Genomic DNA, 23,999 nt, shown 5'->3' on the forward strand with positions numbered 1-23,999 from the left:
GCGACGGGCGGGACGTACCATTTGCGGCATGAGCACCACCGCAGCGATTGCGCATGTCACCGTCAAGTCCCCCGCACAGATGCAGGAGTTGGGCCGCCGGCTGGCCCCGCTGCTGCGCCCCGGCGACCTGGTACTGCTCACCGGTGAGCTGGGCGCCGGCAAGACGACGCTGACCCGTGGCCTGGGCGAGGGGCTGGGTGTCCGCGGCGCCGTGACCTCGCCCACCTTCGTCATCGCCCGGGTGCACCCCTCGCTGACCGGCGGCCCCGCGCTGGTGCACGTCGACGCGTACCGGCTCGGCGGCGGGCTGGACGAGATGGAGGACCTGGACCTCGATGTCTCGCTGCCGGAGTCGGTGGTGGTCGTGGAGTGGGGCGACGGCAAGGTCGAGGAGCTGTCCGAGGACCGGCTGCACGTGGTCATCGGGCGCGCCGTCGGGGCCGATGCGCCCGGTGGTGCGGGCGGGCATCCCGAGGACGACGTGGACGATGTGCGCGAGGTGACGGTCACCGGCCTCGGCGCACGCTGGGCGGACGCCGGTCTGCTCGCGCTGGAGACCTGCTGACGGCCGTCCCGGGAGCCGCCGGCGGCGGTGGCGGGCCCGTCGGCCACGGACCGCCGGGCGCCGATCCGGACAACACCGCCCGGTAGTTTCCGACAAGCCGTCGGTAAGATGTTGCGTACCCGGTACCGGGCGTGGTGACATGGGAGGAGACCCCAGTTAGGTCAGCCTAAGTGGTCAGCCTAAGTAGCCGGCTTGAGTAGCGAGCCTGGCTTCTGTCGCTCGTCCCAGGAGCCCCGGGAGGCGTCCATGTCGGCCCACCAGCCCTCCACCACGCCCGATGGGCGCGGGGGCACCCCCGTCGCGGCGGCCGGGTGCGCCGCGCGCGAGGCGCCGACCATGAATGAACTGCTGGCGGCCGGTGCCGCGGCCAGCGCCGTCTCCACGCCTCCCGACGCCGTCGAGGAGGCCCGCCGGGACAAGCCCGCCGAGCCGTCCGGCGCGCCGGAGGCGGAGGACGAGGACCAGGACGGGCGCCGGGCGGCGTCCACCCCGGGCCGCGACGCGGCGTAGCCCGTAAGGGCGAATGCGGCGGCCTGCGGGACCGCCGGGGCCGCGCGGTCAGGAGACCACGACGACCTTGGTGCCGTGCAGGGCGAAGTCCCACATCGCCTTGCCGTCGGTCCGCGACTCACGGATGCCGCCGGTCCGCTTCGCCGAGCCCGGGTCGGGCATGGAGCCGTCGACCGCCGCGCTGAAGCCGACGGTGACGCCTTCCACAGCCGCGAACCGCACCACATGCTCGATCGCGATGCCGTCCGAGCCCGTGACGCTCACCGAACGCGAGGCGACCGCGTACGCGCCCAGCGGCGGGCTGACCGTGCTCGGCGTGACCGGGTACGTACGCACCGCCTTGTCGTCCGCGCCGACCAGCCAGACCCGCTTGGCGTCCAGCGAGTAGACGATCCGCCGGCCCTTGCCGGACGAGGGCGGGACCGGGGCCGCAGCGGGGGCCTTGTCCTTCTTGCCGCTGCGCTCCGGCGGGCTCTTGGGCGCGCTGTGGCGGGGGTCCTTGCGGGTCTGGGTGAGGGTGTCCGGAGCGGACGCCGCGGCCTGGTAGCCGAGCACACCGACCACGACCACGGCAGCCGTGGTCAGCGCGGTGACGATCGTGCTGCTCTTAGCGGGCACCGCTGTGCACCTTTCCTCCCTCTCCCTGCCCGGTGGCGGGGAGCCCCGGACCTGGGAATGCCGGGCTGCTTGCTGCTGGGCTACGGGGGCGACGGTAGCACCGCGACAGGTACCTCCGGCCGAGCCGTAGTCTTAAGGACGTGCTGCTGCTAGCTCTTGACACCGCCACCCCCGCCGTCACCGTCGCGCTCCACGACGGCACCCGGGTCCTCGCCGAGTCCCGCCAGGTGGATGCGCGCCGCCACGGCGAGCTGCTGCTGCCCGCCGTCGACCGGGTGCTGGCCGAGGCGGGGAAAAAGCTCGATGCCGTCAGCGACATCGTGGTCGGCGTGGGCCCGGGCCCGTACACCGGCCTGCGGGTCGGCCTGGTGACCGCCGCGACCTTCGGGGCGGCCCTCGGCGTCCCGGTCCACGGCCTGTGCTCCCTGGACGGCCTCGCCTACGCCTCCGGGCTCACCGAGCCCTTCGTCGTGGCCACCGACGCCCGCCGCAAGGAGGTGTACTGGGCGCGCTACGGCGATGCCCGTACCCGCCTGACCGAGCCCGCCGTCGACCGCCCCGCGGACCTCGCCGACCAGGTGGCCGGCGTCCCCGCCGTGGGCGCGGGCGCGGTGCTCTACGACACGGTCTTCACCGGCCTGCGGCGCGAGGCCCCCGAGCACCAGTCGGCCGGGGCGCTGGCCGCACTGGCCGCGGAGAAGCTGGCCGCGGGCGAGGAGCTGCCGCCCCCGCGGCCGCTGTACCTGCGCCGCCCGGACGCCCAGGTGCCCGCCAATTACAAGGTGGTCACTCCCCGGTGACCACCCGCCCGTCGCCCGACCGGAGCCCCGCGGCGCCCCCGCCGCCCGGCGGGGCCCCCGGGCCCGGCGCGGCGCTGCGCGAGATGCGCTGGTGGGACATCGCGCCGGTGCTGGAGCTGGAACGGGAGCTCTTCCCCGAGGACGCCTGGTCGCCGGGCATGTTCTGGTCCGAGCTGGCCCATGCGCGCGGCCCGTACGCGACCCGCCGCTACCTCGTCGCCGAACTGGAGGTGCCGCGGCCGGATGGCGGGCGGGAAAGCCGGCTGGTCGGCTACGGCGGGCTGGCCGCCGTCGACGGCACCGGCGACATCCAGACCATCGCCACCGCCCGCGAGATGTGGGGCACCGGCCTCGGCGCCCGGCTGCTGACCGAACTCCTCGGCGCCGCGACGGACTTCGAATGCCACGAGGTGCTGCTGGAGGTGCGGGTCGACAACGTGCGCGCCCAGCGCCTCTACGAGCGCTTCGGCTTCGAGCCGATCGGTTTCCGCCGCGGCTACTACCAGCCCGGCAACGTCGACGCCCTGGTCATGCGGCGCACCACCCAGACCTCCTCCGAAGCACCCTCCGTACAAGGAACTTGACACTCATGGCTGACTCACGCGGCGGACCGCTCGTCCTCGGCATCGAGACCTCCTGCGACGAGACCGGTGTCGGCATCGTCCAGGGCCACACCCTCCTCGCCGACGCGGTCGCCTCCAGCGTCGACGAGCACGCCCGCTACGGCGGTGTGGTGCCGGAAGTGGCCTCGCGCGCCCACCTGGAGGCGATGGTCCCCACCATCCAGCGCGCGCTGAAGGACGCCGGGGTCGCGGCGAGCGACCTGGACGGGATCGCGGTCACCGCGGGACCGGGCCTGTCCGGTGCGCTGCTGGTCGGCGTCTCGGCCGCCAAGGCGTACGCCTACGCCCTCGGCAAGCCGCTCTACGGCGTCAACCACCTCGCCTCGCACATCTGCGTCGACCAGCTGGAGCACGGCCCGCTGCCCGAGCCGACGATGGCGCTGCTGGTGTCCGGCGGCCACTCCTCCCTCCTGCTGGCCCCGGACATCACCTCCGACGTACGGCCGCTGGGCTCGACGATCGACGACGCGGCGGGCGAGGCCTTCGACAAGATCGCGCGGGTGCTGCACCTCGGCTTCCCGGGCGGCCCGGTCATCGACCGCTACGCACGCGAGGGCAACCCCGACGCGATCCGCTTCCCGCGCGGACTGACCGGCCCCCGCGACCCGGTCTACGACTTCTCCTTCTCCGGCCTGAAGACGGCTGTCGCCCGCTGGATCGAGGCCAAGCGGGCGGCCGGCGAGGAGGTGCCGGTGGCGGACGTCTCGGCGTCCTTCCAGGAGGCCGTGGTGGACGTGCTGACCCGTAAGGCCGTCCGGGCCTGCAAGGACAACGGCGTGGACCACCTGATGATCGGCGGCGGGGTCGCGGCCAACTCCCGGCTGCGGGCGATGGCCGAGCGCCGCTGCGAGGACGCCGGGATCACCCTGCGGGTGCCGCGGCCCAAGCTGTGCACCGACAACGGCGCGATGGTGGCCGCCCTGGGCGCCGAGATGGTGGCGCGGGGCCGGTCCGCCTCCGCCTGGGACCTCTCCGCCGACTCGTCCCTGCCGGTCACCGAACCGCATGTGCCCGGGGAGACCGGCGAGGAGCCGTCCGGCGCCGCGCACCACCACGATCACGATCACGATCACGTCCACGAGACCAGCAAGCAGAACCTCTACTCCTGAGGCGCTGCTCCTGAGGTGCTGCTCCTGGGGCCGGGCGAGGGCTCGTTTTGTCGTGTCGCGAGTCCTCACCGCCACCCCCGGCCCGAGCTCCGGCCAGAGGTCTTACCCTGGCAGGCAGCACCGGGCGCGCACGTGGGGAGGCGGCAGGCTGTGGACTGGTTCTGGTGGGTCTTCATCTTCTTCATGGCGGGCGGCTTCGCGAAGGTCGCCGACACCGCCCGCACGGCGCTGCGCACGCGGCACGAACGCAAGATGGAGCGGCTGGAGACCGCCCGTCAGGAGCGGCAGGAGCTGGCCGCCGCGCAGCAGCCGCCACAGCCGGTGTGCGGCTGCACCCACCACCTCGCCAAGCATGACAAAAAGGGCAAGTGTCATGAGCTGGTGGAGGTCGCGGTCGCCTGGGACGCCGACCACAAGCCGGTGCAGTACGAGGCAGGCCAGTGCACCTGCCAGCAGTACATCGGCCCGCAGCCGCTCTCCCAGATCTACGCCGAGGACCTCACCGACCTGGCGTGAGCGCGGGCACCGGCCCGGTGTGAGCCCCGGCACCGACCTGGCGTGAGCGCCGGCACCGGCCCGGTGTGAGCGCCGGTCAGGGGGTGTCCGCCGCCGGGTGCCCCAGCAGCATCATGGGGGCGCCGGCAACCCGGGTCAGGAAGATCGTGCAGGAGTTGCGGCCGCCGCCGAGCTTCAGCTTCCTGCGCAGCTCCTCCGGCTCCACCGCCGAGCCGCGCTTCTTGATCACCGCGATGCCGACCTCGCGCTCCCGCAGCAACGCCTTGAGCCTCTTCACATGGAACGGCAGCACATCGGTGATCGCGTAGGCGGTCGCGTACGGCGTCTCGGTCCGCCGGTCCGCGGTCAGGTACGCGATCGTCGGATCGATCAGCCGCCCGCCGATCTGCCGGGCGACATCCGCGACCAGATGGGAGCGGATCACCGCCCCGTCCGGCTCGTACAACCAGTCCCCGACCGGCCCCGGCTCGGGGTCCGGCAGCCCCGCGCCCAGCAGTGAGTCCCCGGCCGGAAGCAGCGTGGCCCGGCGGCCGCCGGGCGCGATGCGGTCGGCGCCGTCCTGCGCCGCGTCTTTTGCCCTGTCCTCCGCGGCGCCCGCCGCCGTGTCTTCTGCCGCGTCCTTTGCCGCGCCGAACCACACCACGGCTTCCTTGACGTCGCCCCCGTCCGAGATCCACTCCGTCTCGGCGTCCTCGGGCAGCGCCTCGTGCGGCACCCCCGGCGCGATCTTCAACGCCGCGACCGGTGCCTTACGGGCCGCCTCGATCGCCCACGACAGCGGCGGCGAATACGCCTCGGGGTCGAAGATCCGGCCGCCCCTGGCCTTGCTGCGCCGCGCCGGATCGACGAACACCGCGTCATACCCGGCGGTGTCCACCTCCGTGACATCCGCACAGCGCACCTCGATCAGCTCCGCGAGCCCCAGCGCCTCGGCGTTGGCCCGGGCCGCGGCACAGGCCAGCGGGTCACGGTCGACGGCCAGCACCCGGATCCCGGCCCTGGCCAGCGCGATCGCGTCACCGCCGATGCCGCAGCACAGGTCCGCCAGCGTCCGCACGCCCAGCGCCGCGAGCCGCGCGGCGCGGTGGGCGGCGACCGTGGCCCGGGTGGACTGCTCCACCCCGTTCGGCGTGAAGTACATCCGGCCCGCGTCCGCCCCGAACTTCGCCACCGCGCGCTGCCGTAGCTGGGCTTGGCCCAGCGCGGCGGAGACCAATGGCGCGGGGTACGTGCGCCGCAGCCGGGTCGCTGCCGCGAGCTCGTCCGACGGGGTGTGGTCCCGCAGCTCGGCCAGCAGCGATTGCCCCTCCGGGGCGAGGAGGCCGACGAAAGCGTCTAGGTCGTTCACGGTGTCATTGTCTCCCCACGTTTTTGGCTGTCCCGCCGTGGGGGTTTGTCGCCGTTTTTCGCCCGCTGCGCGGTGCGCCCGCCGTTTCGCCTGGCGGCGGGCGGGTCCGCTGCGCGGGTTCGCTGCGCTTTGCTCGGGCCGTTTTTGGCTTTCCCGCCGTGGGGGTTGCTCGTCGTGGCGCCTGGCAGCGGACCCCGCCCGCCGCTGGGGGTACCTCCCACGCCCTTTAGGCAGTGGGGGGAGCAACGGCGGGAAAGCCAGAAACGGGCCGAGGCAAAGCGCAGCGGAACGGCGGGAAAGCCAAAAACGTGGGGAAACTACGCCGGCTCACGCCGGCGCTGCGCATGGTCGCTGATGCGCAACAGCAAGGCCACCATGACCCAGTTCGCGACCAGGGAGGAGCCCCCCTTGGCGAGGAAGGGGAGGGCCTTGCCGGTGAGGGGGATCAGGCCGGTGACGCCGCCGGCGACGACGAAGACCTGGAGCAGGAGCGCTCCGGAGAGCCCGACCGCGAGGAGTTTGCCGAACGGGTCGCGGGCGGTCAGCGCCACCCGCAGGCCGCGCTGGGCCAGCAGTACGTAGAGCATGATCACGACCATCACCCCGGCCAGGCCCATCTCCTCGCCGACGGTGGTGAGGATGAAGTCGCTGTTGCCGGCGAAGCCGACCAGCTCCGGGTGGCCCTGGCCGAGGCCGCTGCCCGAGATGCCTCCGCTGCCGAAGCTGAACAGCGCCTGCGCGGCCTGGTCGGAGATCAGCCCCGGTGGTCGCTGTTTCACCGGCAGGAAGATGTCCATCGGATGCAGCCAGGCCATGATCCGGCCCTTGACGTGGGGTTCCGTGGAGCCGACGACCGTGGCGCCGACCGCGGCCATGGCCAGGCCGCAGAGCACCCAACTGGTGCGCTCGGTCGCCATGTACAGCATGATCACGAAGACGCCGAAGAAGATCAGTGAGGTGCCCAGGTCCCGTTCGAAGACCAGCACCAGCAGGCTGATCACCCAGATGGTAAAGATCGGTGCGAGCTGCCGTCCCGGGGGCAGTTGGACGCCCAGGACGCGGCGTCCGGCCAGTGCCAGGGCGTCGCGGTTGACGGTCAGATAGCCCGCGAAGAACACCGAGATCATGATCTTCACGAACTCGCCGGGCTGCAGCGACAGCGGCCCGAGCAGGATCCAGCGCTTGGCGCCGTACATGTCGGCGCCGAAGAAGGCCGGGGCCATCAGCAGCACCAGCGCGACCACCATCGTCAGATAGATGTAGCGCTGCAGAATGCGGTGATCGCGCAGCACCAGCAGGATCGCGATACAGACCGCCACCCCGATCACCGTCCACACCAGCTGCCCGCTCGCCGCCTCGGAGATCTTGAGCCGGGGCGTCTGCGCATAGGTGACGTCCAGGCGGTGCAGCAGCACCAGACCGAGCCCGGTCAGCAGCGTCGCCAGCGGCAGGATCAGCGGATCGGCGCGGGGCGCGAAGCGGCGCAGGACCAGATGCGGGACCAGCGCCACGAAGAACATGCTGATGGCGAAGCCGGCCAGCCCGCCGGGCAGCCGGCCGGTCATCGACAGGCCGGTGCAGGCGTACCCGAAGTCCGCGATCAGCACGGCGAGGGCGAGCAGCCATGCCTCGGTCCGCCGGCGGTCCGGTGCCTGGGCCAGTGCGGCGAACGTCATCGTGCGCTCGGCGTCGCTCTCCCGCTGCCGGGCCGCCCGGGGAACGCTGGTCTGTCCACGCACGGGTTTCTCCCCCACTGATTGTCGAGGCCGCGGGCCGGCCGGGATGTGCCCGGTTCGTCGGCAGGCAGTCGGGGAGGTAGACGAGGCAGCCCATGGCGTGGTTGCGAGGGAAGGGGAAGGTGTGTCCGATTTGATAGCAACGTGGCCGTCATCCGGCTTCTGTCCCGACCCGGATCCGTTCTGACTCGGCCGCCGTCCCGTACGGATCCAGTCCCCGTCTCGCCCTGATCCCGCACCGGTCTCGCCCCGGACCCGCCCCGGGCCCGCCGCGGAAGGCCTGGTCGGCCGGGGTGCGGACGGCCGGCGGCCCTCGCTCGCGGCGGCCCGTCAACCGGAGTGAAGGCAAGCGCACCCCGCCGCGCTGGCACTCCGCTTGACCGAGTGCTAACCGCGTCATAGTCTCGGCGTTGGCACTCTCCAGTGGGGAGTGCCAGACACACAGCGACGGGCAGGTCCGGCACCCGCGACGACGGATCGACCTGGTCGCCACCTCAGACAGTTAACCCCGTGAGATCTCCGAAGGGGGAGGTCGGATCGTGACGACCACCAGCTCCAAGGTTGCCATCAAGCCGCTTGAGGACCGCATTGTGGTCCAGCCGCTCGACGCCGAGCAGACCACGGCCTCGGGCCTGGTCATTCCGGACACCGCCAAGGAGAAGCCCCAGGAGGGCGTCGTCCTGGCCGTGGGCCCGGGCCGTGTCGAGGACGGCAAGCGCGTCGAGCTCGACGTCAACGTCGGCGACGTCGTGCTCTACAGCAAGTACGGCGGCACCGAGGTGAAGTACAACAACGAGGACTACCTCGTTCTCTCGGCTCGCGACGTGCTCGCGATCGTCGAGAAGTAAGTCACCCAGTTTTGCCGTGATCTGCGCCCCTGGTTCCCGCGTCTAAACAACCCGGGGCAGGGGCGCAGTTCGTTTGAGCGACAGCGGTCCCCACGTCGTGGCCGAGGATCGCAATGAGAGGACTTGAAGCAACCCATGGCGAAGATCCTGAAGTTCGACGAGGACGCCCGTCGCGCCCTTGAGCGCGGCGTCAACAAGCTTGCCGACACGGTCAAGGTGACGATCGGTCCCAAGGGCCGCAACGTCGTCATCGACAAGAAGTTCGGCGCGCCCACGATCACCAACGACGGTGTCACCATCGCGCGTGAGGTCGAGGTCGACGACCCGTACGAGAACCTGGGTGCCCAGCTCGTCAAGGAGGTGGCGACCAAGACCAACGACATCGCGGGTGACGGCACCACCACCGCCACCGTGCTGGCCCAGGCGCTGGTCCGCGAGGGTCTGCGCAACGTCGCCGCCGGCGCCTCCCCGGCCGCCCTGAAGAAGGGCATCGACGCCGCCGTCAAGGCCGTCTCCGACGAGCTCCTGGCGACCGCCCGTCCGATCGACGACAAGACCGACATCGCCGCCGTGGCCGGTCTGTCCGCGCAGGACAAGCAGGTCGGCGAGCTCATCGCCGAGGCGATGGACAAGGTCGGCAAGGACGGTGTCATCACCGTCGAGGAGTCCAACACCTTCGGCCTGGAGCTGGACTTCACCGAGGGCATGGCCTTCGACAAGGGCTACCTGTCGCCGTACATGGTCACCGACCAGGAGCGGATGGAGGCCGTCCTCGAGGACCCGTACATCCTGATCCACCAGGGCAAGATCTCCTTGATCCAGGACCTGCTGCCGCTGCTGGAGAAGGTCATCCAGGCCGGCGCCTCCAAGCCGCTGCTGATCATCGCCGAGGACGTCGAGGGCGAGGCCCTGTCGACCCTGGTCGTCAACAAGATCCGTGGCACCTTCAACGCCGTGGCCGTCAAGGCCCCGGGCTTCGGTGACCGCCGCAAGGCCATGCTCGGCGACATCGCCACCCTCACCGGTGCGACCGTCATCGCCGAGGAGGTCGGCCTCAAGCTCGACCAGGCCGGTCTGGACGTGCTCGGCACCGCCCGCCGGGTGACCGTCACCAAGGACGACACCACCATCGTCGACGGTGGCGGCAAGTCCGAGGACGTCACCGGTCGCGTCGCGCAGATCAAGGCCGAGATCGAGTCCACCGACTCGGACTGGGACCGCGAGAAGCTCCAGGAGCGCCTCGCCAAGCTCGCCGGTGGCGTCTGCGTCATCCGCGTGGGTGCGGCCACCGAGGTCGAGCTCAAGGAGAAGAAGCACCGTCTGGAGGACGCCATCTCCGCGACCCGCGCCGCGGTCGAGGAGGGCATCGTCTCCGGTGGTGGCTCCGCTCTGGTCCACGCCGCCAAGGTGCTGGAGGGCTCCCTCGGCAAGGAGGGCGACGAGGCCACCGGTGTCGCCGTCGTCCGCCGCGCCGCCGTCGAGCCGCTGCGCTGGATCGCGGAGAACGCCGGCCTCGAGGGCTACGTCATCACCGCGAAGGTCGCCGAGCAGGACAAGGGCAACGGCTTCAACGCCGCCACCGGCGAGTACGGCGACCTGGTCAAGGCCGGCGTCATCGACCCGGTGAAGGTCACCCGCTCCGCCCTGGAGAACGCCGCGTCGATCGCCTCGCTGCTGCTGACGACCGAGACCCTGGTCGTCGAGAAGCCCGCGGAGGACGACGCGGCCGAGGCCGGTCACGGCCACGGGCACGCGCACTGACGCAGCGCGCCGGGCGGTTCGCTGCCTGACTGACGTACGAGACCCGGTCCCCGCCGTGTGCGGGGGCCGGGTCTTGCGTTGTGCGCGGGGCCCTGGGGGTGCGTTTGTCGGGCGGCCGGGGCGTGCGTTTGCGCGGGGAGGGACTTCCGGCCCTGGCAGCCCTCCTTGTGGCCGTCGGGGCCGCTTCGGTCCGGGGCGGTCAGGCCGAGTGGGGCAGCTGCTCCGGCCGTACGGGGTCGGTGAACGGCCGCCCCTGGGCATAGCGTTCGAGCTCGTCCAGGGCGTGATCGGCCAGGCGGTGGAGTTCGGTGCCCAGTGACCCCGCCACATGCGGGGTGAGCAGGACATTCGGCAGCTCGTACAACGGGGAGCCGGCGGGCGGGAGTTCGGGCTCGGTGACGTCGAGGACGGCGTGCAGGCGGCCCGAGACCAGCTCGGGGAGCAGGGCCGCCCCGTCGACCAGCGAGCCGCGGGCGGTATTGATCAATGTCGCGCCGTCGGGCAGCAGGGCCAGTTCGCGGGCGCCGAGCAGATGGCGGGTGGCGGGCAGCTGGGGGGCGTGCACGGTGACGATGTCGCTGCCGGCGCAGAGGGCGTCGAGGGGGACCGGCCGTACGCCGAGCCGGGTGGCGTCGGCGTCGGTCACATAGGGGTCGTACAGCAGGACGTGCAGATCGAACGGGCGCAGCAGCTCGATGACGCGGCGGCCGATACGGGAGGCGCCGATGACGCCGACGGTGCGGCGGTAGTTGCCGGCGGCGCCGAGTTCCCGGTGCCAGTCGTGGGCGCTGCGCAGGCCGCGGTAGCGGTGGGCGGCGTGCAGCACGCCTTTGTTGGCGAAGAGGATCGCGGCGAGGGCGTATTCGGCGACCGGGAGGGCGTTGGCGGCGGCGGCCGAGGCGACGGCGATACCGCGCTCCCAGCAGGCGTCGGTGAGGTGGTGTTTGACCGAGCCGGCGGCGTGCACGACGGCGCGCAGCCGCGGGGCCGCGTCCAGCACCCGGCCGGTGAGCCGCGGGGCGCCCCAGCAGGTGAGCAGCACCTCGGCGTCGGCGAGGGCGGCGGCGACCGCGGGGGTGGGGTCGGCCAGCTCGTGGGCGACGAGGCGGGGGTCGGTACGGGCGAGGGCCGTGAGACGGGTGTGGTGGCGGGCGTCGAGGAGCCGTTCGGCGATGCCGGGGCCCATCGACAGGAGCACCGTGGGCCGTGTGGGCCGGTGCGCCGCTCCGGGCGTGTGCATGGTCTTTTCGGCCTGACCGCCGTGGTGGTGTGCCGGTGGGGTCATGGGTTCTCCTCCTTTTCGTTCGTGTCCCTGTTCGCTGGATGTGCGGCGTTCGGTCGGTGTGCGGCTTGTTCTCTGGGCGTGCGGCGTTCGTACGGCGTGCGGCTCGTCCGGCGTACGGCTCGTCCGGCGTACGGCTCGTGCGGCGTGCGGCGTGCGGCGTGCCGTTGGCCTGCGGCGTGCCCTTGACGGGTGGTCAGCCGCGCCTGAAGGATTCCCGGTGGCCGGCCGTCATCCGCCGTCCCGGCCGGTCGTCATGCTCGTCCCGGCCGGTCGTCATCCTCCGCCGCAGGGGACGCCATGCCCGAGCACCCCCACCGTCGCCGCCCTCGCCACCCTCCCCATCCCTTCCCGCTCCCGCCCGAGGACCGCCGCCGCAGCGCGTATACCGGCTGGACCCGCGCCCACTGGGAGGCGGTGGCCGACGGGCTGCTGCACGCCACCGCCCCCTACGCCTCCCCGCGCCACGGCCTGATCACCCTGCCGGGACCCCGCCCCAGCTCCTCAGGGACCCGCTCGGACGGCCTAGAAGGCTTCGCCCGCACGTTCCTGCTCGCCGCCCTCCGTGTCGCGGGCAGCAACGGACACGACCCGCACGCCCACCTCTCCCGCTACGCCGAGGGCCTGGCCGCGGGTACCCGACGCCCCGCCGGCGCACGGGAGGTGACGTCCGCGGACCCCGACTCCTGGCCCCGTATCGGCAGCGTCCGCCAGGCCCGTGTCGAAGCCGCCTCGCTCGCCCTCGGCCTGCGCCTGACCCGTCCCTGGCTGTGGGACACCCTCGACGACCGGGTCCGCGCCCACGTCGCCGACTGGCTGCTGCCCGCCCTCGGCCCGTCCCCCGTGGACAACAACTGGTGGCTCTTCGGCCTCACCGTCGGCGGCTTCCTGCGCGCGGCGGGCATCGAGACCGTCCGCGCGCAGGCCGCCATCGACCGCGCGCTGACCCGTATCGAGGGCTGGTACCGCGGCGACGGCTGGTACGCGGACGGCGACAACCGCGCATTCGACCACTACAACGCCTGGGCGATGCACTTCTACCCGGTCGTGCACGCCCACCTCTGCGCCGACCGGACCCTCCTGGCCACCTACGGAGCCCGCCTGCACGCCCAACTGGACGACTACACCCGCCTCTTCGACGCCAACGGCGCGCCCCTGCCGTTCGGCCGCTCCCTCACCTACCGCTTCGCCGCCACCGCCGCCCCGTGGCTGGGCGCCCTCACCGGCCACACCCCGCTCACCCCCGGCGCCACCCGCCGCCTCGCCTCGGGGGCCCTGCGTCACTTCCTCGACCGGGGAGCCGTCACCCGGGACGGCCTGCTACCGCTCGGCTGGTACGGCCCCTACGGGCCGATGCTCCAGCACTACTCGGGTCCGGCCTCCCCCTACTGGGCGGCCAAGGGCTTCCTGGGCCTCCTGCTCCCCGCAGGCCACCCCGCCTGGACCGACCCCGAGGCCCCTCTCCCCGCCGAAACCGCGGACACCACCCGGCCCCTCGGTCCCACCGGCCTGCTCCTGCAGTCCACCGCCTCCGACGGCCTGGTCCGCCTCCACAACCACGGCAGCAACTCCACCCTCGCCGCCCCCGACCCCTACTACGCCCGCTTCGCCTACTCCACCCGCACCGGGCCGACCTCGGACGGCCTGCCTCTGCGCGACGGTCAGCCTCTGCGCGACGGTCAGCCGCTGTCCGGCGACCAGCCGCTGTCCGTCGGCCGGCCCCTGCCTGAGGACCGGCCCCTGCCCGTCGAACACCCCCTGCCCGACAACCACTTCGGCCTGCTCCTCGACGGCCGCCTCACCACCCGCGGCCCCGCCACCCCGCACACCACCGGCCCCGACCGGGCCTCCTCCACCCACACCCCCCGCCACGCCGACGGCAGTGACCTCCCGGGCATCCGGATCCTGTCCGCCACCCTCGTTCACGGCCGCGCCGAACTCCGCGTGCACCTGGTCACCGGCGCCGCCCCCGGCACCCGCGTACGCCAGACGGGCTGGGCCACCACGCCCGGCGGCCCCACCGCGCAACTCCACCCCGTCCACGGCTACGACACCCCGCGCCGCCGCACCCCTACGGGGAGCACCCTGATCGGCCCCGGCACCCGCACCGCCGTCCTGGAGGGCAGCATCACCTCAGCCCCCGGGGGCACCCTCTTCGCAGCCCTGGCATCCCTGACGGGGGACCCGGACCCCGCCCCCGTACACACCCTGGCGACCACCCACCTCACGGCCCACGGCATCCGGGTCACCTGGCACGACGGCACCCGCTCCCACCTGGCCCTGCCCCTCCCGCCCACGGGAGACGACGGGCGGGAGGGGCCGGGGCCCGGGACCTGAGAGGCCGGACCCGGCCCCGGACCCGGCCCGGCCCGTACGACGTCACACCGCGTCAGCGGGGCCCGTACTTCCGGCCCGTACGGGACGTCACGCCGCCCAGCACGCCACGGGGCGCCAGCTTCACGGCGCCCATCAGCGCCTTGTACCGCGGGTCCGGAATGGAAAGGGACTTGCCCCGCGTCAGATCCTTCATCGCGGCATCGACCAGCTTGTCCGCGTCCAGCCACATCCACCCGGGGATGTTGTCGGTGCCCATCCCGGCCCGCTGGTGGAACTCGGTCCGTACGAACCCCGGGCACAGCGCCATCAGCCGGACGCCGCTGCCCGCCAGATCCCGCGCGGCACCCTGCGTGAACTGCACGACCCACGCCTTGCTCGCGCCGTAGGTGCCGCGCGGCACGAACGCCGCCACCGACGCCACATTGACCACCGCGCCCCGCCGGCGGTCCCGCATCCCGCGCACCGCGGCCGTGGTCAGCCGGAGCACCGCCTCGCAGTGCACCTTCAGCATCGTCAGCTCGTCGGCCATCGAGACCTCGAGGTATTCGCCCTTGTTGCCGAACCCGGCGTTGTTCACCAGCAGGTCCACCGGGTGCTTGGTGTCCGAGAGCCGCGCCTCGACGGCGGCGATGCCCTCCTCGGTGGCCAGATCGGCGCTCAGCACCTCGGCCTCGATGCCGTGCCGGTCGTGCAACTCGGTGGCCTGCTCGCGCAGTCGCTTCTCGTCGCGCGCGACGAGCACCACGCTGTGGCCGTCACTCGCGAGCCGCCGGGCGAACGCCGCCCCGATGCCCGCCGTCGCTCCCGTGATCAATGCAGTCGTCATACGGGCACGCTATCCGCCCGGGGCACGCCGCCCGGGCCCCTCCCCCCGGCGACGCGGCTCACCCGCGCGGACGAGCAACCCGCCCTCCGGCAACCGGTCCAAAGGGTCCGCCGCTCCCGGCCCGTACGGCCCGCCGCCGACCGGCTCCCGGCGCCCTGGTCCCGGGACCTAGTCCGCCGCCCCCACGGCCACCCCGTACCGCCCCCGCGGTCAACCGCCCTGCCGCTCGACGTACTTCAGTGCCTTCCCCCGGGCCTCCTCCCCGAGCGCCGCACCCGCCTCCAGCAGCCGCGGCAGCAACTCCCGCCGGATGGTCAGCGCCTGGAACGCCAGCCCGATCGTCACCTCGTGATCCGGGCGGTGCACCACCTCCACCGCGTCCCCCGCGCGGATCTCGCCCTCCTCGATCACCCGGAGGAACGCGCCGGGCACCGCGGCCTGGGTGAACCGTTTGGTCCACCCGTGCTCGTCCATCCACCCGTGGAACGTACGGCAGGGGATCCGCGGTGCGCTGACCTCCAGCAGCAGCTGCGGGCCGACCCGCCAGCGTTCGCCGATGAGGGCGCCGGTGACCTCCACTCCCGACGTGGTCAGGTTCTCCCCGAAGTAGCCATTGGCCAGCTCGCGGCCCAGCTCCCGCTCCCACTCGTCCAGGTCCTCGCGCGCGTAGGCGTAGACGGCCTGGTCGTCGCCGCCGTGAAAGCGCAGGTCGACCACCGCGTCACCGGCCAGCCCGCTGCCCCCGGTGCCCCGGGGACCGGGGGCGGCCACCCGTACCGGACCGTCCACGGGCCTCTTGTCGATACCCGTGCCGCCCTCGGCATCGGTGTGCTCGGACGGGGCGGGGCGTCCCACATTGACGGTCAGCAGCTTCATACGGTGCTCCATAGCTCGATCGGCGTGGTGCAGGCAAAGACAAAGACAAAGGGAACGGGAACGGGAACGGCACAAAGGGAAAGGGAACGGGCCGTCGTGGCGTCCTCTCCTCACGCATGCCCGCGATCCGGGGCGGCGCAGGCCCTCCGGTCCAAAAGCATGAACACCTTTTTGCCTGGTCAACCCAAGACTCGCTTATGCTCGAAACATGATCGAGGCCCGTCATCTCCGTGTGCTGCGTGCCGTCGCCACGACCGGCTCCTTCTCCGCCGCCGCGCGCGAGCTGGGCTGCACCCAGCCGGCCGTCAGCCAGCAGATGAAGGCCCTGGAGCAGTCCGCGGGCACCCCGCTGCTGGTCCGTGCGGGCCGCGAGATGAGGCTGACCCAGGCGGGTGAGGCGCTCGTCCGCCACGCCGCGGGCATCCTGGCCGGGCTCACCGCCGCCGAGGAGGAGATCGCCGCCATCGCGGGCCTGCGCGCGGGACGGGTGCGGCTGGTGTCCTTCCCCTCCGGCAGCTCGACGCTGGTGCCGACCGCCCTCGCCAAGATGCGCGCGGCCCACCCCGGCACCCGGGTCTCGCTGGTCGAGGCCGAGCCGCCGCGCTCCATCGAGATGCTGCGCAACGGCGACTGCGAGATCGCGCTGGCCTTCCGCTATCCGGAGGTGCGCTGCGCGGACCCGGCGGCCGGAGCCGAGTGGGACGACCTGGTGGTCCGGCCGATCCTGGCGGACCGGCTGATCGGCCTGGTGCCGGACGGCCACCGGCTGGCGAAGGCGGGCACCGCGCGGTTCGCCGAGCTGGCCGACGAGGCCTGGATCGCGGGCTGTCCCCGCTGCCGCAGGCATCTCGTGGAGGTCTGTGAGAGCGCGGGCTTCACCCCGCGCATCGATTTCGCGACGGACGACTACCCGACGGTGATCGGCCTGGTCGGCGCGGGCCTGGGAGTCGCCGCGCTGCCGGAGCTCACCCTGGAGTCGGTACGCCCCAAGGGGGCCACGGCGATACGGATGGAGCCCGCCGTCCACCGCGAGATCGTCGCGCTCACCCTGCCGGACCTGGCGAAGGTCCCCGCCGTCGGGGCGACCCTCGACCGGCTGGCGGATGCCGCGGGGCGCTGAGGGGACCGAGCGCGCCCCGTCCGGCCGTCGTCGCCGGGCATGCAGAAACGTTTCTTCAGGGACGGTGTGTTCCTGAAGGTCAGGCGCCGGAGACGCCTGCGGGGCCGGTCATGGAGGACGCGGGAACCAGCCGGTGGCGGGCCCGGCCCATCAGTTCCTCACGCTCGTCCTCCGTCAGGCCGCCCCACACCCCGTAGGGCTCACGGACGGCCAGCGCATGCGCCGCGCACTCGGCCCGTACCGGGCAGCGCATGCAGACCTCCTTCGCCGATGTCTCACGCGCGCTGCGGGCCGCTCCGCGTTCACCCTCGGGATGGAAGAAGAGGGAGCTGTCCACGCCGCGGCAGGCGGCGAGCAGCTGCCAGTCCCAGAGGTCTGCGTTCGGGCCCGGGAGGCGGGAGAAATCTGCCATTGCTTGTCCCCTCGAAGCGGTGCTGATTCGGCCTCGGTGCTCACGACGGTACATCTACTGTCGAAGTAGATGTAAATATGACTCATTGCGAATCTAGTCATAGTCACCATGAAAATGGAAGAAAGAGAGCCAAATAGGGCATAGGGTGCACGGGCGGATGCCGGCCGCCCGATGAGTCGTCTGCGTATCCGGCTCCTTACGGAGCGTGCTGAACTCGGTCGCCGAAGCCGTAACTCTTTCGGGTGACCGTCGTTGAGAGTGCGGAGGCGATTGGCAGAGGTAGCCGTCGGGCAGATGTCCGAGGCCGCCAATCGCACAGGTGACGATACGTACCAGCCTGGAGGCTCAAGGTGACGCGCATCAGCTGCGGAGGGCGGTCATGACATCCGTCCTCGTCTGCGACGACTCCCCGCTTGCCCGAGAGGCGCTCCGTCGGGCGGTTGCGACCGTGCCCGGCGTCGAGCGTGTGACGACCGCGGCCAACGGCGAGGAAGTCCTCCGCCGCTGGGGTGCCGATCGCTCGGATCTGATTTTGATGGACGTACGGATGCCCGGTCTCGGCGGTGTCGAGACCGTGCGCCGGCTGCTGTCCGCCGACCCCGGCGCCCGGATCATCATGCTCACGGTGGCCGAGGACCTGGACGGTGTCGCGCTCGCGGTCGCCGCCGGTGCCCGCGGCTATCTGCACAAGGACGCCTCGCGCGCCGAGCTGCGGGCGACGGTGACCCAGGCGCTCGCCGACCCGACGTGGCGGCTCGCCCCGCGCCGGCTGCGGTCCGCCGAGATGGGCGCCGCGCCCACGCTCACCGCGCGCGAGATCCAGGTGCTGGAGGGCATGAGCCACGGCCGCTCGAACGCCGAGATCGGCCGTGAGCTGTTCCTGTCGGAGGACACGGTCAAGACCCACGCGCGGCGCCTTTTCAAGAAACTCGGCGCCTCCGACCGGGCGCATGCGGTGGCGCTGGGCTTCCGCTGGGGACTGGTCCGCTAAGGCGTTGTGACGTGCAGCGATGCGGGGGAGTGAAGATCCCCGCCCGCCCTGCGGCGGGCGGGGCCGTGGGATGCCCCGCAGGCCGCCGCGTCCTGTGGCGGTCCGATTCCCCGCGCGGTGCCGCATCCTTGAGGTATGGAGTTCCTCGGGGACGGGTCGGTCGGGCACGAGGGGAGGGCGCAGGACATGACAGCCGGCGCACCTGCCGCGCATAACGCTTCGGCGCACAAGTTCGGACCTGATGCCGCGGATCGGACGGCGCCAAGGCACCATGGTCCGATGCGTGATGACGGGAAGCAGGAAATCGGCGCTCTCGTCGCACGTGCCGTCGAGGGTGACCAGCGGGCCACCCACGATCTGCTGGCTCATGTGCACCCCCTCGCCCTGCGCTACTGCCGCACCCGGCTGTCGCGGCTGCCGGGTGACGCACGGCACTTCGTCGAGGACCTGGCGCAGGAGGTCTGTGTCGCGGTGCTCTGCGCGCTGCCGCGCTACCGCGACACCGGCAAGCCCTTCGAGGCGTTCGTCTTCGCCATCGCCGGCCACAAGGTCGCCGATCTGCAGCGGGCCGCGATGCGGCATCCGGGCAGCACGGCCGTGCCGTCCGACGAGATGCCCGAGCAGCCGGACGACTCCCTCGGCCCCGAGGAGCGGGCGCTGCTGAGCAGCGACGCCGAGTGGGCCAAGAAGCTGCTGGCGAACCTTCCGGAGAACCAGCGGGAGCTGGTCCTGCTGCGGGTCGCCGTCGGGCTGACGGCCGAGGAGACCGGGCAGATGCTGGGGATGTCGCCGGGTGCGGTGCGGGTCGCCCAGCACCGGGCGCTGAGCAGGCTGCGGGCGCTCGCCGAGCAGTAGCAGATCCCCGCTGTCCACGGCGGAATATCGCCGTAGAAATACACAAGTGACAAGGCCCTCATCGCTCGTGGATTGGGACACTTCCTTAGGCCGTTAGCATGGGAGTCCGCGCTGAGGCAAGAGCATTGGGGAAGGTGTCATGAGTGACAACGTCGACGGTATGCCCGCCAAATTCGCCATGCTCGGGCTGACATACGACGACGTGCTGCTGCTGCCCGGCGCGTCGGAGGTGCTGCCCAACGCGGTGAGCACCGCTTCCCGGGTCTCGCGCAACGTCGCGGTGAACATCCCGCTGCTGTCCGCGGCGATGGACAAGGTCACCGAGGCCCGGATGGCCATCGCCATGGCCCGGCAGGGTGGCGCGGGCGTTCTGCACCGCAACCTGTCCATCGAGGACCAGGCCAACCAGGTCGACCTGGTCAAGCGCTCCGAGTCCGGCATGGTCACCGACCCGATCACGGTCCGCCCGGACGCCTCGCTCGCCGACGCCGATGCGCTGTGCGCCAAGTTCCGTATCAGCGGGGTGCCGGTCACCGACGCCGCGGGCAAGCTGCTGGGCATCGTCACCAACCGCGACATGGCCTTCGAGATGGACCGCAGCCGTCAGGTCCGCGAGGTCATGACGCCGATGCCGCTGGTCACCGGCAAGGTCGGCATCTCCGGCGAGGACGCCATCGAGCTGCTGCGCCGCCACAAGATCGAGAAGCTGCCGCTGGTCGACGACGCGGGCGTGCTCAAGGGCCTGATCACGGTCAAGGACTTCGTCAAGGCCGAGAAGTACCCGAACGCCGCCAAGGACGCCGAGGGCCGGCTGGTCGTCGGTGCGGCGGTGGGCGTCGGCGACGCGGCGTACGACCGGGCGCAGGCGCTGGTCGAGGCCGGTGCCGACTTCCTCGTCATCGACAGCGCGCACGGCCACAGCCGCGGCATCCTCGACATGATCGCCAAGGTCAAGTCCAACATCAACGTCGATGTCGTCGGCGGCAACGTCGCCACCCGTGACGGCGCCCAGGCGCTGATCGACGCGGGCGCGGACGGCATCAAGGTCGGCGTCGGCCCCGGCTCCATCTGCACCACCCGCGTCGTCGCCGGCGTCGGCGTCCCGCAGGTCACCGCGATCTACGAAGCGGCGAAGGCCGCGAACGCCGCGGGCGTGCCGCTGATCGGTGACGGCGGCCTGCAGTTCTCCGGCGACATCGCCAAGGCCATCGCGGCCGGTGCGGACACCGTCATGCTGGGCTCGCTGCTGGCCGGCTGCGAGGAGTCGCCCGGCGAGATGGTCTTCATCAACGGCAAGCAGTTCAAGTCCTACCGCGGCATGGGCTCGCTCGGCGCGATGCAGTCCCGCGGCCAGGGCCGGTCCTTCTCCAAGGACCGCTACTTCCAGGACAACGTCCTCTCCGAGGACAAGCTGGTCCCCGAGGGCATCGAGGGCCAGGTGCCCTACCGCGGTCCGCTCTCCTCGGTCGCCCACCAGCTCGTCGGCGGCCTGCGCGCCTCCATGGGCTACGTCGGCTCCGCCGACATCCCCGAGCTCAAGGAGAAGGGCCACTTCGTCCGCATCACCTCCGCGGGCCTCAAGGAGAGCCACCCGCACGACATCCAGATGACCACCGAGGCGCCGAACTACTCCCGTCGCTGAGGTCCCCCGGGACCACAGGGCCGGATGGTTGCTGAGGCGCGTCACTACACACGTCGCTAGCACGGCCCTACCGTGAAGCCCGCGGCCGCTCCCCGGCCGCGGGCTTCGGTGTGTCGGGGATACTGGAGCCGCAGACGTAGAGGGAAAGGCCACACACGTGACTGAGATCGAGATCGGGCGCGGCAAGCGCGGCCGCCGGGCATACGCATTCGACGACATCGCCGTCGTACCCAGTCGCCGCACCCGCGACCCGAAGGAGGTCTCGATCGCCTGGCAGATCGACGCCTACCGCTTCGAGCTGCCGTTCCTGGCCGCTCCCATGGACTCGGTGGTCTCCCCGCAGACCGCGATCCGCATCGGTGAGCTGGGCGGCCTGGGCGTCCTCAACCTCGAAGGCCTCTGGACCCGGTACGAGGACCCGGAGCCGCTGCTCGCCGAGATCGCGGAGCTGGACGGCCCCACGGCCACCAAGCGGCTCCAGGAGATCTACGCCGCGCCGATCAAGGAAGAGCTGATCGGGCAGCGCATCAAGGAGGTGCGCGACGCCGGCGTCGTCACCGCCGCCGCGCTCTCCCCGCAGCGCACGGCCCAGTTCTCCAAGGCCGTCGTGGACGCCGGTGTCGACATCTTCGTGATCCGCGGCACCACCGTCTCCGCCGAGCACGTCTCCTCCGCGGCCGAGCCGCTGAACCTCAAGCAGTTCATCTACGAGCTGGACGTCCCGGTCATCGTCGGCGGCTGCGCCACGTACACCGCCGCGCTGCACCTGATGCGGACCGGCGCGGCCGGTGTGCTGGTCGGCTTCGGTGGCGGCGCCGCGCACACCACGCGCAACGTCCTCGGCATCCAGGTCCCGATGGCCACCGCGGTCGCCGATGTCGCGGCCGCCCGCCGCGACTACATGGACGAGTCCGGCGGCCGCTACGTCCACGTCATCGCCGACGGCGGTGTGGGCTGGTCCGGCGACCTCCCCAAGGCGATCGCCTGCGGCGCCGACGCCGTGATGATGGGCTCGCCACTGGCCCGCGCCACGGATGCGCCCGGGCGCGGCCACCACTGGGGCATGGAGGCGGTCCACGAGGACGTGCCGCGCGGCAAGCGGATGGACCTCGGGGCGGTCGGCACCACCGAGGAGGTGCTGTTGGGGCCGTCGACGGTTCCCGACGGCTCGATGAACTTCTTCGGCGCGCTGCGCAGGGCGATGGCGACGACGGGGTACTCGGAGCTGAAGGAATTCCAGCGGGTCGAGGTGACGGTGGCGCCGTCGCAGCACGACAACCGCTGACGCGGCGCTTCCCACGTTGTCGGGTGACCCCGCCGTACGTTTCCCGCCTTCGGCGGGTGGGGTTGTTGGGGGTGGGGCCCCGGCTGTGTGGTGGGTGGCGGTGACGGGGCCTCCGGGGTGGGTTGTCGGACTGCTTCGCTTTACGTCCGACAACCCACCCCTCCGGCCCCGCCCCCTCCCGCCGGTTTGAGGGACCCCACCCCGGTGGGGAAGCAGGAGAAAACAAAAGACCAGTAGCTCGGCCCGCACCACGATGCGGGCCGAGCTACTGGCTTTTGAAAACCCTCACCCCCGCCGGGCGGGGGTCGCGTTCTCGGGCGGGAGGTGGTGGGCCGGAGGGGGTGGGTGTGCGGACGTAAAGCGAAGCAGTCCGCACACCCACCCCCGGAGGCCCGCCACCGGCACCCACCACAGAGCAGGAGCGGCCGCCGCCCAAACAACACCCCCCCCGCCGGAGGCGATCGCAACGTGCGGCTACAAGCGATGCGCGGCCCCCGTCGGAGTCGCCCCGCGAGTATCCAGCAGCAACTGCGCCTTCACCGCCAGCCCCTGAAGGTCATACGTCCGGTGCGCCTGCACCAGCACCGTCAGGTCCGCGGCGGCCGCGGCTTCGTACAGGGAGTCGGCCCTGGGCACGGGGCGGCCCAGGACGGACCACTGGGGGACGTACGGATCGTGGTACGTCAGGTGCGCGCCGAGCTCCGTGAGGCGGGAGGCGATTTCGAGGGCCGGTGCGCCGGTCTGGTCGGCGATGTCCGGCTTGTAGGTGACGCCGAGCAGCAGGACGCGGGCGCCGCGGGCGGATTTGCCGTGTTCGTTGAGGAGGGTGGCGCAGCGCTGGATGACGTAGCGCGGCATCCGGCCGTTCACCTCCTGGGCGAGTTCGACCATGCGAAGTGGGGGGTGGCCCGGGGAACGGCCCTTGTGGGAGCGGCAGTTGGAGTCGACGGGGGCGGCGTGGCCGCCCACTCCGGGGCCGGGGCGGAAGGACTGGAAGCCGAACGGCTTGGTTTCCGCGCAGCGGATGACGTCCCACAGGTCGACGCCGATGTCGTGGCAGAAGACCGCCATCTCGTTCATCAGGGCGATGTTGATGTGGCGGTAGTTGGTTTCCAGGAGCTTGGCGGTCTCGGCCTCGCGGGGGCCGCGGGCGCGGACGACCTTGTCGGTGAGGCGGCTGTAGAAGGCGGCGGCGGCCTCCGTGCAGGCGGGGGTGAGGCCGCCGATGACCTTGGGCGTGTTGGCGTACCGGTGGGTGCGGTTGCCGGGGTCGTGGCGGCCGGGGGAGCAGGCGAGGTGGAAGTCGCGGCCGGCGGTGAGGCCGGAGCCCTCCTCCAGGAGGGGGCGCAGGAATTCCTCCGTGGTGCCCGGATAGGCGGTGGATTCGAGGATCACCGTGGTGTGCGGGCGCAGCTGTGCGGCCAGGGTGCGGGCGGCGTCGGCGAGGGCGGTGAGGTCCAGTGCGCGGTCCTCGCCGAGGGGCGTGGGCGCGCAGAGGACCGCGGTACGGACCCGGCCCAGGGCGGTGGGGTCGGTGGTGGTGCGGAAACCGGCGGAGAGCAGGCGGCGGAGTTCGGTGGCGGACAGCGGCCCGTCGGCGCTGGAGAGGGCGGCGGTGTGCGGGTCGGGGTCGTATCCGATGGTGCCGATGCCGGCGGTGGTGGCGGCCTGGGCGAGGGGGAGGCCGAGGTGACCGAGTCCGATGACGGCGAGGTCTGCGGGCATGCTGCGGCCGTCCTTCCCGAGCGACTGCGAATGAACGTGGGCGCATGACGTGAGCGGCTGGCGATCGCGCATAAGTAGACTAAGCGGATATTTGACCCAGAATAGGGATTGATGGATCAAGGCGGCGGGGTGTTGTCGCCATGAGCGGAGGGTGGATACCGGAACGCGGCGCGGACAGAATCGACGGACCGGGGGTGTGGCCCCGATCACAGCG

At 72.0% G+C, this 23,999-nt stretch carries 22 protein-coding genes; 14 read left to right on the forward strand and 8 right to left on the reverse strand.

Features of this window, described 5'->3' with window-relative positions; translation table 11 throughout:
- The first annotated feature begins 28 nt into the window (after positions 1-28).
- Positions 29-565, forward strand: a complete 537-nt coding sequence (gene tsaE, locus D9V36_RS25365) for a tRNA (adenosine(37)-N6)-threonylcarbamoyltransferase complex ATPase subunit type 1 TsaE (RefSeq protein ID WP_129295778.1) — start codon at positions 29-31, stop codon at positions 563-565.
- Positions 566-811: 246 nt separating this feature from the next.
- Positions 812-1,075, forward strand: a complete 264-nt coding sequence (locus tag D9V36_RS25370; protein ID WP_129295779.1) for a hypothetical protein — start codon at positions 812-814, stop codon at positions 1,073-1,075.
- A gap of 48 nt (positions 1,076-1,123) precedes the next feature.
- On the opposite strand, the gene D9V36_RS25375 is transcribed toward D9V36_RS25370, so the two are convergent.
- Positions 1,124-1,693, reverse strand: coding sequence for a L,D-transpeptidase (locus tag D9V36_RS25375; protein ID WP_129295780.1), 570 nt, complete (start codon positions 1,691-1,693; stop codon positions 1,124-1,126).
- A gap of 140 nt (positions 1,694-1,833) precedes the next feature.
- Here D9V36_RS25375 and tsaB point away from each other — a divergent pair, with 140 nt between their 5' ends.
- From tsaB to D9V36_RS25395, 4 genes are all read left to right on the forward strand, one after another.
- Complete coding sequence (tsaB, locus tag D9V36_RS25380) at positions 1,834-2,493, forward strand: tRNA (adenosine(37)-N6)-threonylcarbamoyltransferase complex dimerization subunit type 1 TsaB (protein ID WP_129295781.1); 660 nt, start codon at positions 1,834-1,836, stop codon at positions 2,491-2,493.
- Between the two features lie 83 nt (positions 2,494-2,576).
- Positions 2,577-3,077, forward strand: a complete 501-nt coding sequence (gene rimI / locus D9V36_RS25385; protein ID WP_088802129.1) for a ribosomal protein S18-alanine N-acetyltransferase — start codon at positions 2,577-2,579, stop codon at positions 3,075-3,077.
- A 5-nt stretch (positions 3,078-3,082) separates the two neighbouring features.
- Complete coding sequence (tsaD, locus tag D9V36_RS25390) at positions 3,083-4,225, forward strand: tRNA (adenosine(37)-N6)-threonylcarbamoyltransferase complex transferase subunit TsaD (protein ID WP_129295782.1); 1,143 nt, start codon at positions 3,083-3,085, stop codon at positions 4,223-4,225.
- A 150-nt stretch (positions 4,226-4,375) separates the two neighbouring features.
- A complete protein-coding gene (locus D9V36_RS25395) occupies positions 4,376-4,741 on the forward strand; it encodes a hypothetical protein (protein WP_088798379.1) in 366 nt (121 codons plus the stop codon).
- Between the two features lie 76 nt (positions 4,742-4,817).
- On the opposite strand, the gene D9V36_RS25400 is transcribed toward D9V36_RS25395, so the two are convergent.
- Complete coding sequence (locus D9V36_RS25400; RefSeq protein WP_129295783.1) at positions 4,818-6,089, reverse strand: class I SAM-dependent methyltransferase; 1,272 nt, start codon at positions 6,087-6,089, stop codon at positions 4,818-4,820.
- Positions 6,090-6,406: 317 nt separating this feature from the next.
- Entirely contained in the window at positions 6,407-7,765 is a 1,359-nt protein-coding gene (locus D9V36_RS25405; protein WP_129298675.1) for an FtsW/RodA/SpoVE family cell cycle protein, read from the reverse strand.
- Between the two features lie 599 nt (positions 7,766-8,364).
- On the opposite strand from D9V36_RS25405, the gene groES reads away from it, so the two are divergent.
- Entirely contained in the window at positions 8,365-8,673 is a 309-nt protein-coding gene (gene groES, locus D9V36_RS25410; protein ID WP_030089482.1) for a co-chaperone GroES, read from the forward strand.
- Positions 8,674-8,808: 135 nt separating this feature from the next.
- Entirely contained in the window at positions 8,809-10,434 is a 1,626-nt protein-coding gene (gene groL, locus D9V36_RS25415) for a chaperonin GroEL (RefSeq protein ID WP_129298676.1), read from the forward strand.
- 199 nt (positions 10,435-10,633) lie between these two features.
- On the opposite strand, the gene D9V36_RS25420 is transcribed toward groL, so the two are convergent.
- Positions 10,634-11,674: a hydroxyacid dehydrogenase gene (locus D9V36_RS25420; RefSeq protein WP_129298677.1), complete on the reverse strand. Its 1,041-nt coding sequence runs from the start codon at positions 11,672-11,674 to the stop codon at positions 10,634-10,636.
- 342 nt (positions 11,675-12,016) lie between these two features.
- On the opposite strand from D9V36_RS25420, the gene D9V36_RS25425 reads away from it, so the two are divergent.
- Complete coding sequence (locus D9V36_RS25425) at positions 12,017-14,053, forward strand: DUF2264 domain-containing protein (RefSeq protein WP_129295784.1); 2,037 nt, start codon at positions 12,017-12,019, stop codon at positions 14,051-14,053.
- A gap of 52 nt (positions 14,054-14,105) precedes the next feature.
- Here the strand turns inward: D9V36_RS25425 and D9V36_RS25430 are convergent, their stop codons facing one another.
- The gene (locus tag D9V36_RS25430; RefSeq protein ID WP_129295785.1) at positions 14,106-14,879 is read right to left on the reverse strand and encodes an SDR family NAD(P)-dependent oxidoreductase; all 774 of its coding nucleotides are present in this window, start codon (positions 14,877-14,879) and stop codon (positions 14,106-14,108) included.
- Between the two features lie 210 nt (positions 14,880-15,089).
- On the reverse strand, positions 15,090-15,755 hold the full coding sequence (locus D9V36_RS25435; protein WP_129295786.1) for an MOSC domain-containing protein: 666 nt from the start codon (positions 15,753-15,755) through the stop codon (positions 15,090-15,092).
- 208 nt (positions 15,756-15,963) lie between these two features.
- Between D9V36_RS25435 and D9V36_RS25440 the strand changes: the two genes are divergently transcribed.
- Positions 15,964-16,875: a LysR family transcriptional regulator gene (locus D9V36_RS25440; RefSeq protein ID WP_129295787.1), complete on the forward strand. Its 912-nt coding sequence runs from the start codon at positions 15,964-15,966 to the stop codon at positions 16,873-16,875.
- A 79-nt stretch (positions 16,876-16,954) separates the two neighbouring features.
- On the opposite strand, the gene D9V36_RS25445 is transcribed toward D9V36_RS25440, so the two are convergent.
- Positions 16,955-17,287 (reverse strand): WhiB family transcriptional regulator, encoded by a 333-nt coding sequence (locus tag D9V36_RS25445; protein WP_088798371.1) that lies wholly within the window; start codon positions 17,285-17,287, stop codon positions 16,955-16,957.
- A 379-nt stretch (positions 17,288-17,666) separates the two neighbouring features.
- Between D9V36_RS25445 and D9V36_RS25450 the strand changes: the two genes are divergently transcribed.
- The 4 genes from D9V36_RS25450 to D9V36_RS25465 all read left to right on the forward strand — a co-directional run bounded on the left by D9V36_RS25450 (position 17,667) and on the right by D9V36_RS25465 (position 22,060).
- Complete coding sequence (locus D9V36_RS25450; protein WP_003948568.1) at positions 17,667-18,278, forward strand: response regulator transcription factor; 612 nt, start codon at positions 17,667-17,669, stop codon at positions 18,276-18,278.
- Positions 18,279-18,557: 279 nt separating this feature from the next.
- Positions 18,558-19,133, forward strand: coding sequence for a sigma-70 family RNA polymerase sigma factor (locus D9V36_RS25455; protein ID WP_043264857.1), 576 nt, complete (start codon positions 18,558-18,560; stop codon positions 19,131-19,133).
- A gap of 139 nt (positions 19,134-19,272) precedes the next feature.
- Positions 19,273-20,775 (forward strand): IMP dehydrogenase, encoded by a 1,503-nt coding sequence (gene guaB, locus D9V36_RS25460; protein WP_030086061.1) that lies wholly within the window; start codon positions 19,273-19,275, stop codon positions 20,773-20,775.
- A 157-nt stretch (positions 20,776-20,932) separates the two neighbouring features.
- Complete coding sequence (locus tag D9V36_RS25465) at positions 20,933-22,060, forward strand: GuaB3 family IMP dehydrogenase-related protein (RefSeq protein WP_085925724.1); 1,128 nt, start codon at positions 20,933-20,935, stop codon at positions 22,058-22,060.
- A 474-nt stretch (positions 22,061-22,534) separates the two neighbouring features.
- Here D9V36_RS25465 and D9V36_RS25470 read toward each other — a convergent pair whose 3' ends face one another.
- Complete coding sequence (locus tag D9V36_RS25470) at positions 22,535-23,785, reverse strand: nucleotide sugar dehydrogenase (protein WP_129295788.1); 1,251 nt, start codon at positions 23,783-23,785, stop codon at positions 22,535-22,537.
- Positions 23,786-23,999 lie beyond the last annotated feature (214 nt).

Origin of the sequence: Streptomyces lydicus (assembly GCF_004125265.1) — a bacterium.
Taxonomy (GTDB): Bacteria; Actinomycetota; Actinomycetes; order Streptomycetales; family Streptomycetaceae; genus Streptomyces; species Streptomyces lydicus_C.

Bases quoted from the DNA above. Each gene is read 5' to 3' on its own strand.
- tsaE (WP_129295778.1), top strand. From the start codon at position 29: ATGAGCACCACCGCAGCGATTGCGCATGTCACCGTCAAGTCCCCCGCA.
- D9V36_RS25370 (WP_129295779.1), top strand. From the start codon at position 812: ATGTCGGCCCACCAGCCCTCCACCACGCCCGATGGGCGCGGGGGCACC.
- rimI (WP_088802129.1), top strand. From the start codon at position 2,577: ATGCGCTGGTGGGACATCGCGCCGGTGCTGGAGCTGGAACGGGAGCTC.
- tsaD (WP_129295782.1), top strand. From the start codon at position 3,083: ATGGCTGACTCACGCGGCGGACCGCTCGTCCTCGGCATCGAGACCTCC.
- D9V36_RS25405 (WP_129298675.1), bottom strand. From the start codon at position 7,765: ATGACGTTCGCCGCACTGGCCCAGGCACCGGACCGCCGGCGGACCGAG.
- groL (WP_129298676.1), top strand. From the start codon at position 8,809: ATGGCGAAGATCCTGAAGTTCGACGAGGACGCCCGTCGCGCCCTTGAG.
- D9V36_RS25420 (WP_129298677.1), bottom strand. From the start codon at position 11,674: ATGCACACGCCCGGAGCGGCGCACCGGCCCACACGGCCCACGGTGCTC.
- D9V36_RS25425 (WP_129295784.1), top strand. From the start codon at position 12,017: ATGCCCGAGCACCCCCACCGTCGCCGCCCTCGCCACCCTCCCCATCCC.
- D9V36_RS25430 (WP_129295785.1), bottom strand. From the start codon at position 14,879: ATGACGACTGCATTGATCACGGGAGCGACGGCGGGCATCGGGGCGGCG.
- D9V36_RS25435 (WP_129295786.1), bottom strand. From the start codon at position 15,755: ATGAAGCTGCTGACCGTCAATGTGGGACGCCCCGCCCCGTCCGAGCAC.
- D9V36_RS25440 (WP_129295787.1), top strand. From the start codon at position 15,964: ATGATCGAGGCCCGTCATCTCCGTGTGCTGCGTGCCGTCGCCACGACC.
- D9V36_RS25445 (WP_088798371.1), bottom strand. From the start codon at position 17,287: ATGGCAGATTTCTCCCGCCTCCCGGGCCCGAACGCAGACCTCTGGGAC.
- D9V36_RS25450 (WP_003948568.1), top strand. From the start codon at position 17,667: ATGACATCCGTCCTCGTCTGCGACGACTCCCCGCTTGCCCGAGAGGCG.
- D9V36_RS25455 (WP_043264857.1), top strand. From the start codon at position 18,558: ATGCGTGATGACGGGAAGCAGGAAATCGGCGCTCTCGTCGCACGTGCC.
- guaB (WP_030086061.1), top strand. From the start codon at position 19,273: ATGAGTGACAACGTCGACGGTATGCCCGCCAAATTCGCCATGCTCGGG.
- D9V36_RS25470 (WP_129295788.1), bottom strand. From the start codon at position 23,785: ATGCCCGCAGACCTCGCCGTCATCGGACTCGGTCACCTCGGCCTCCCC.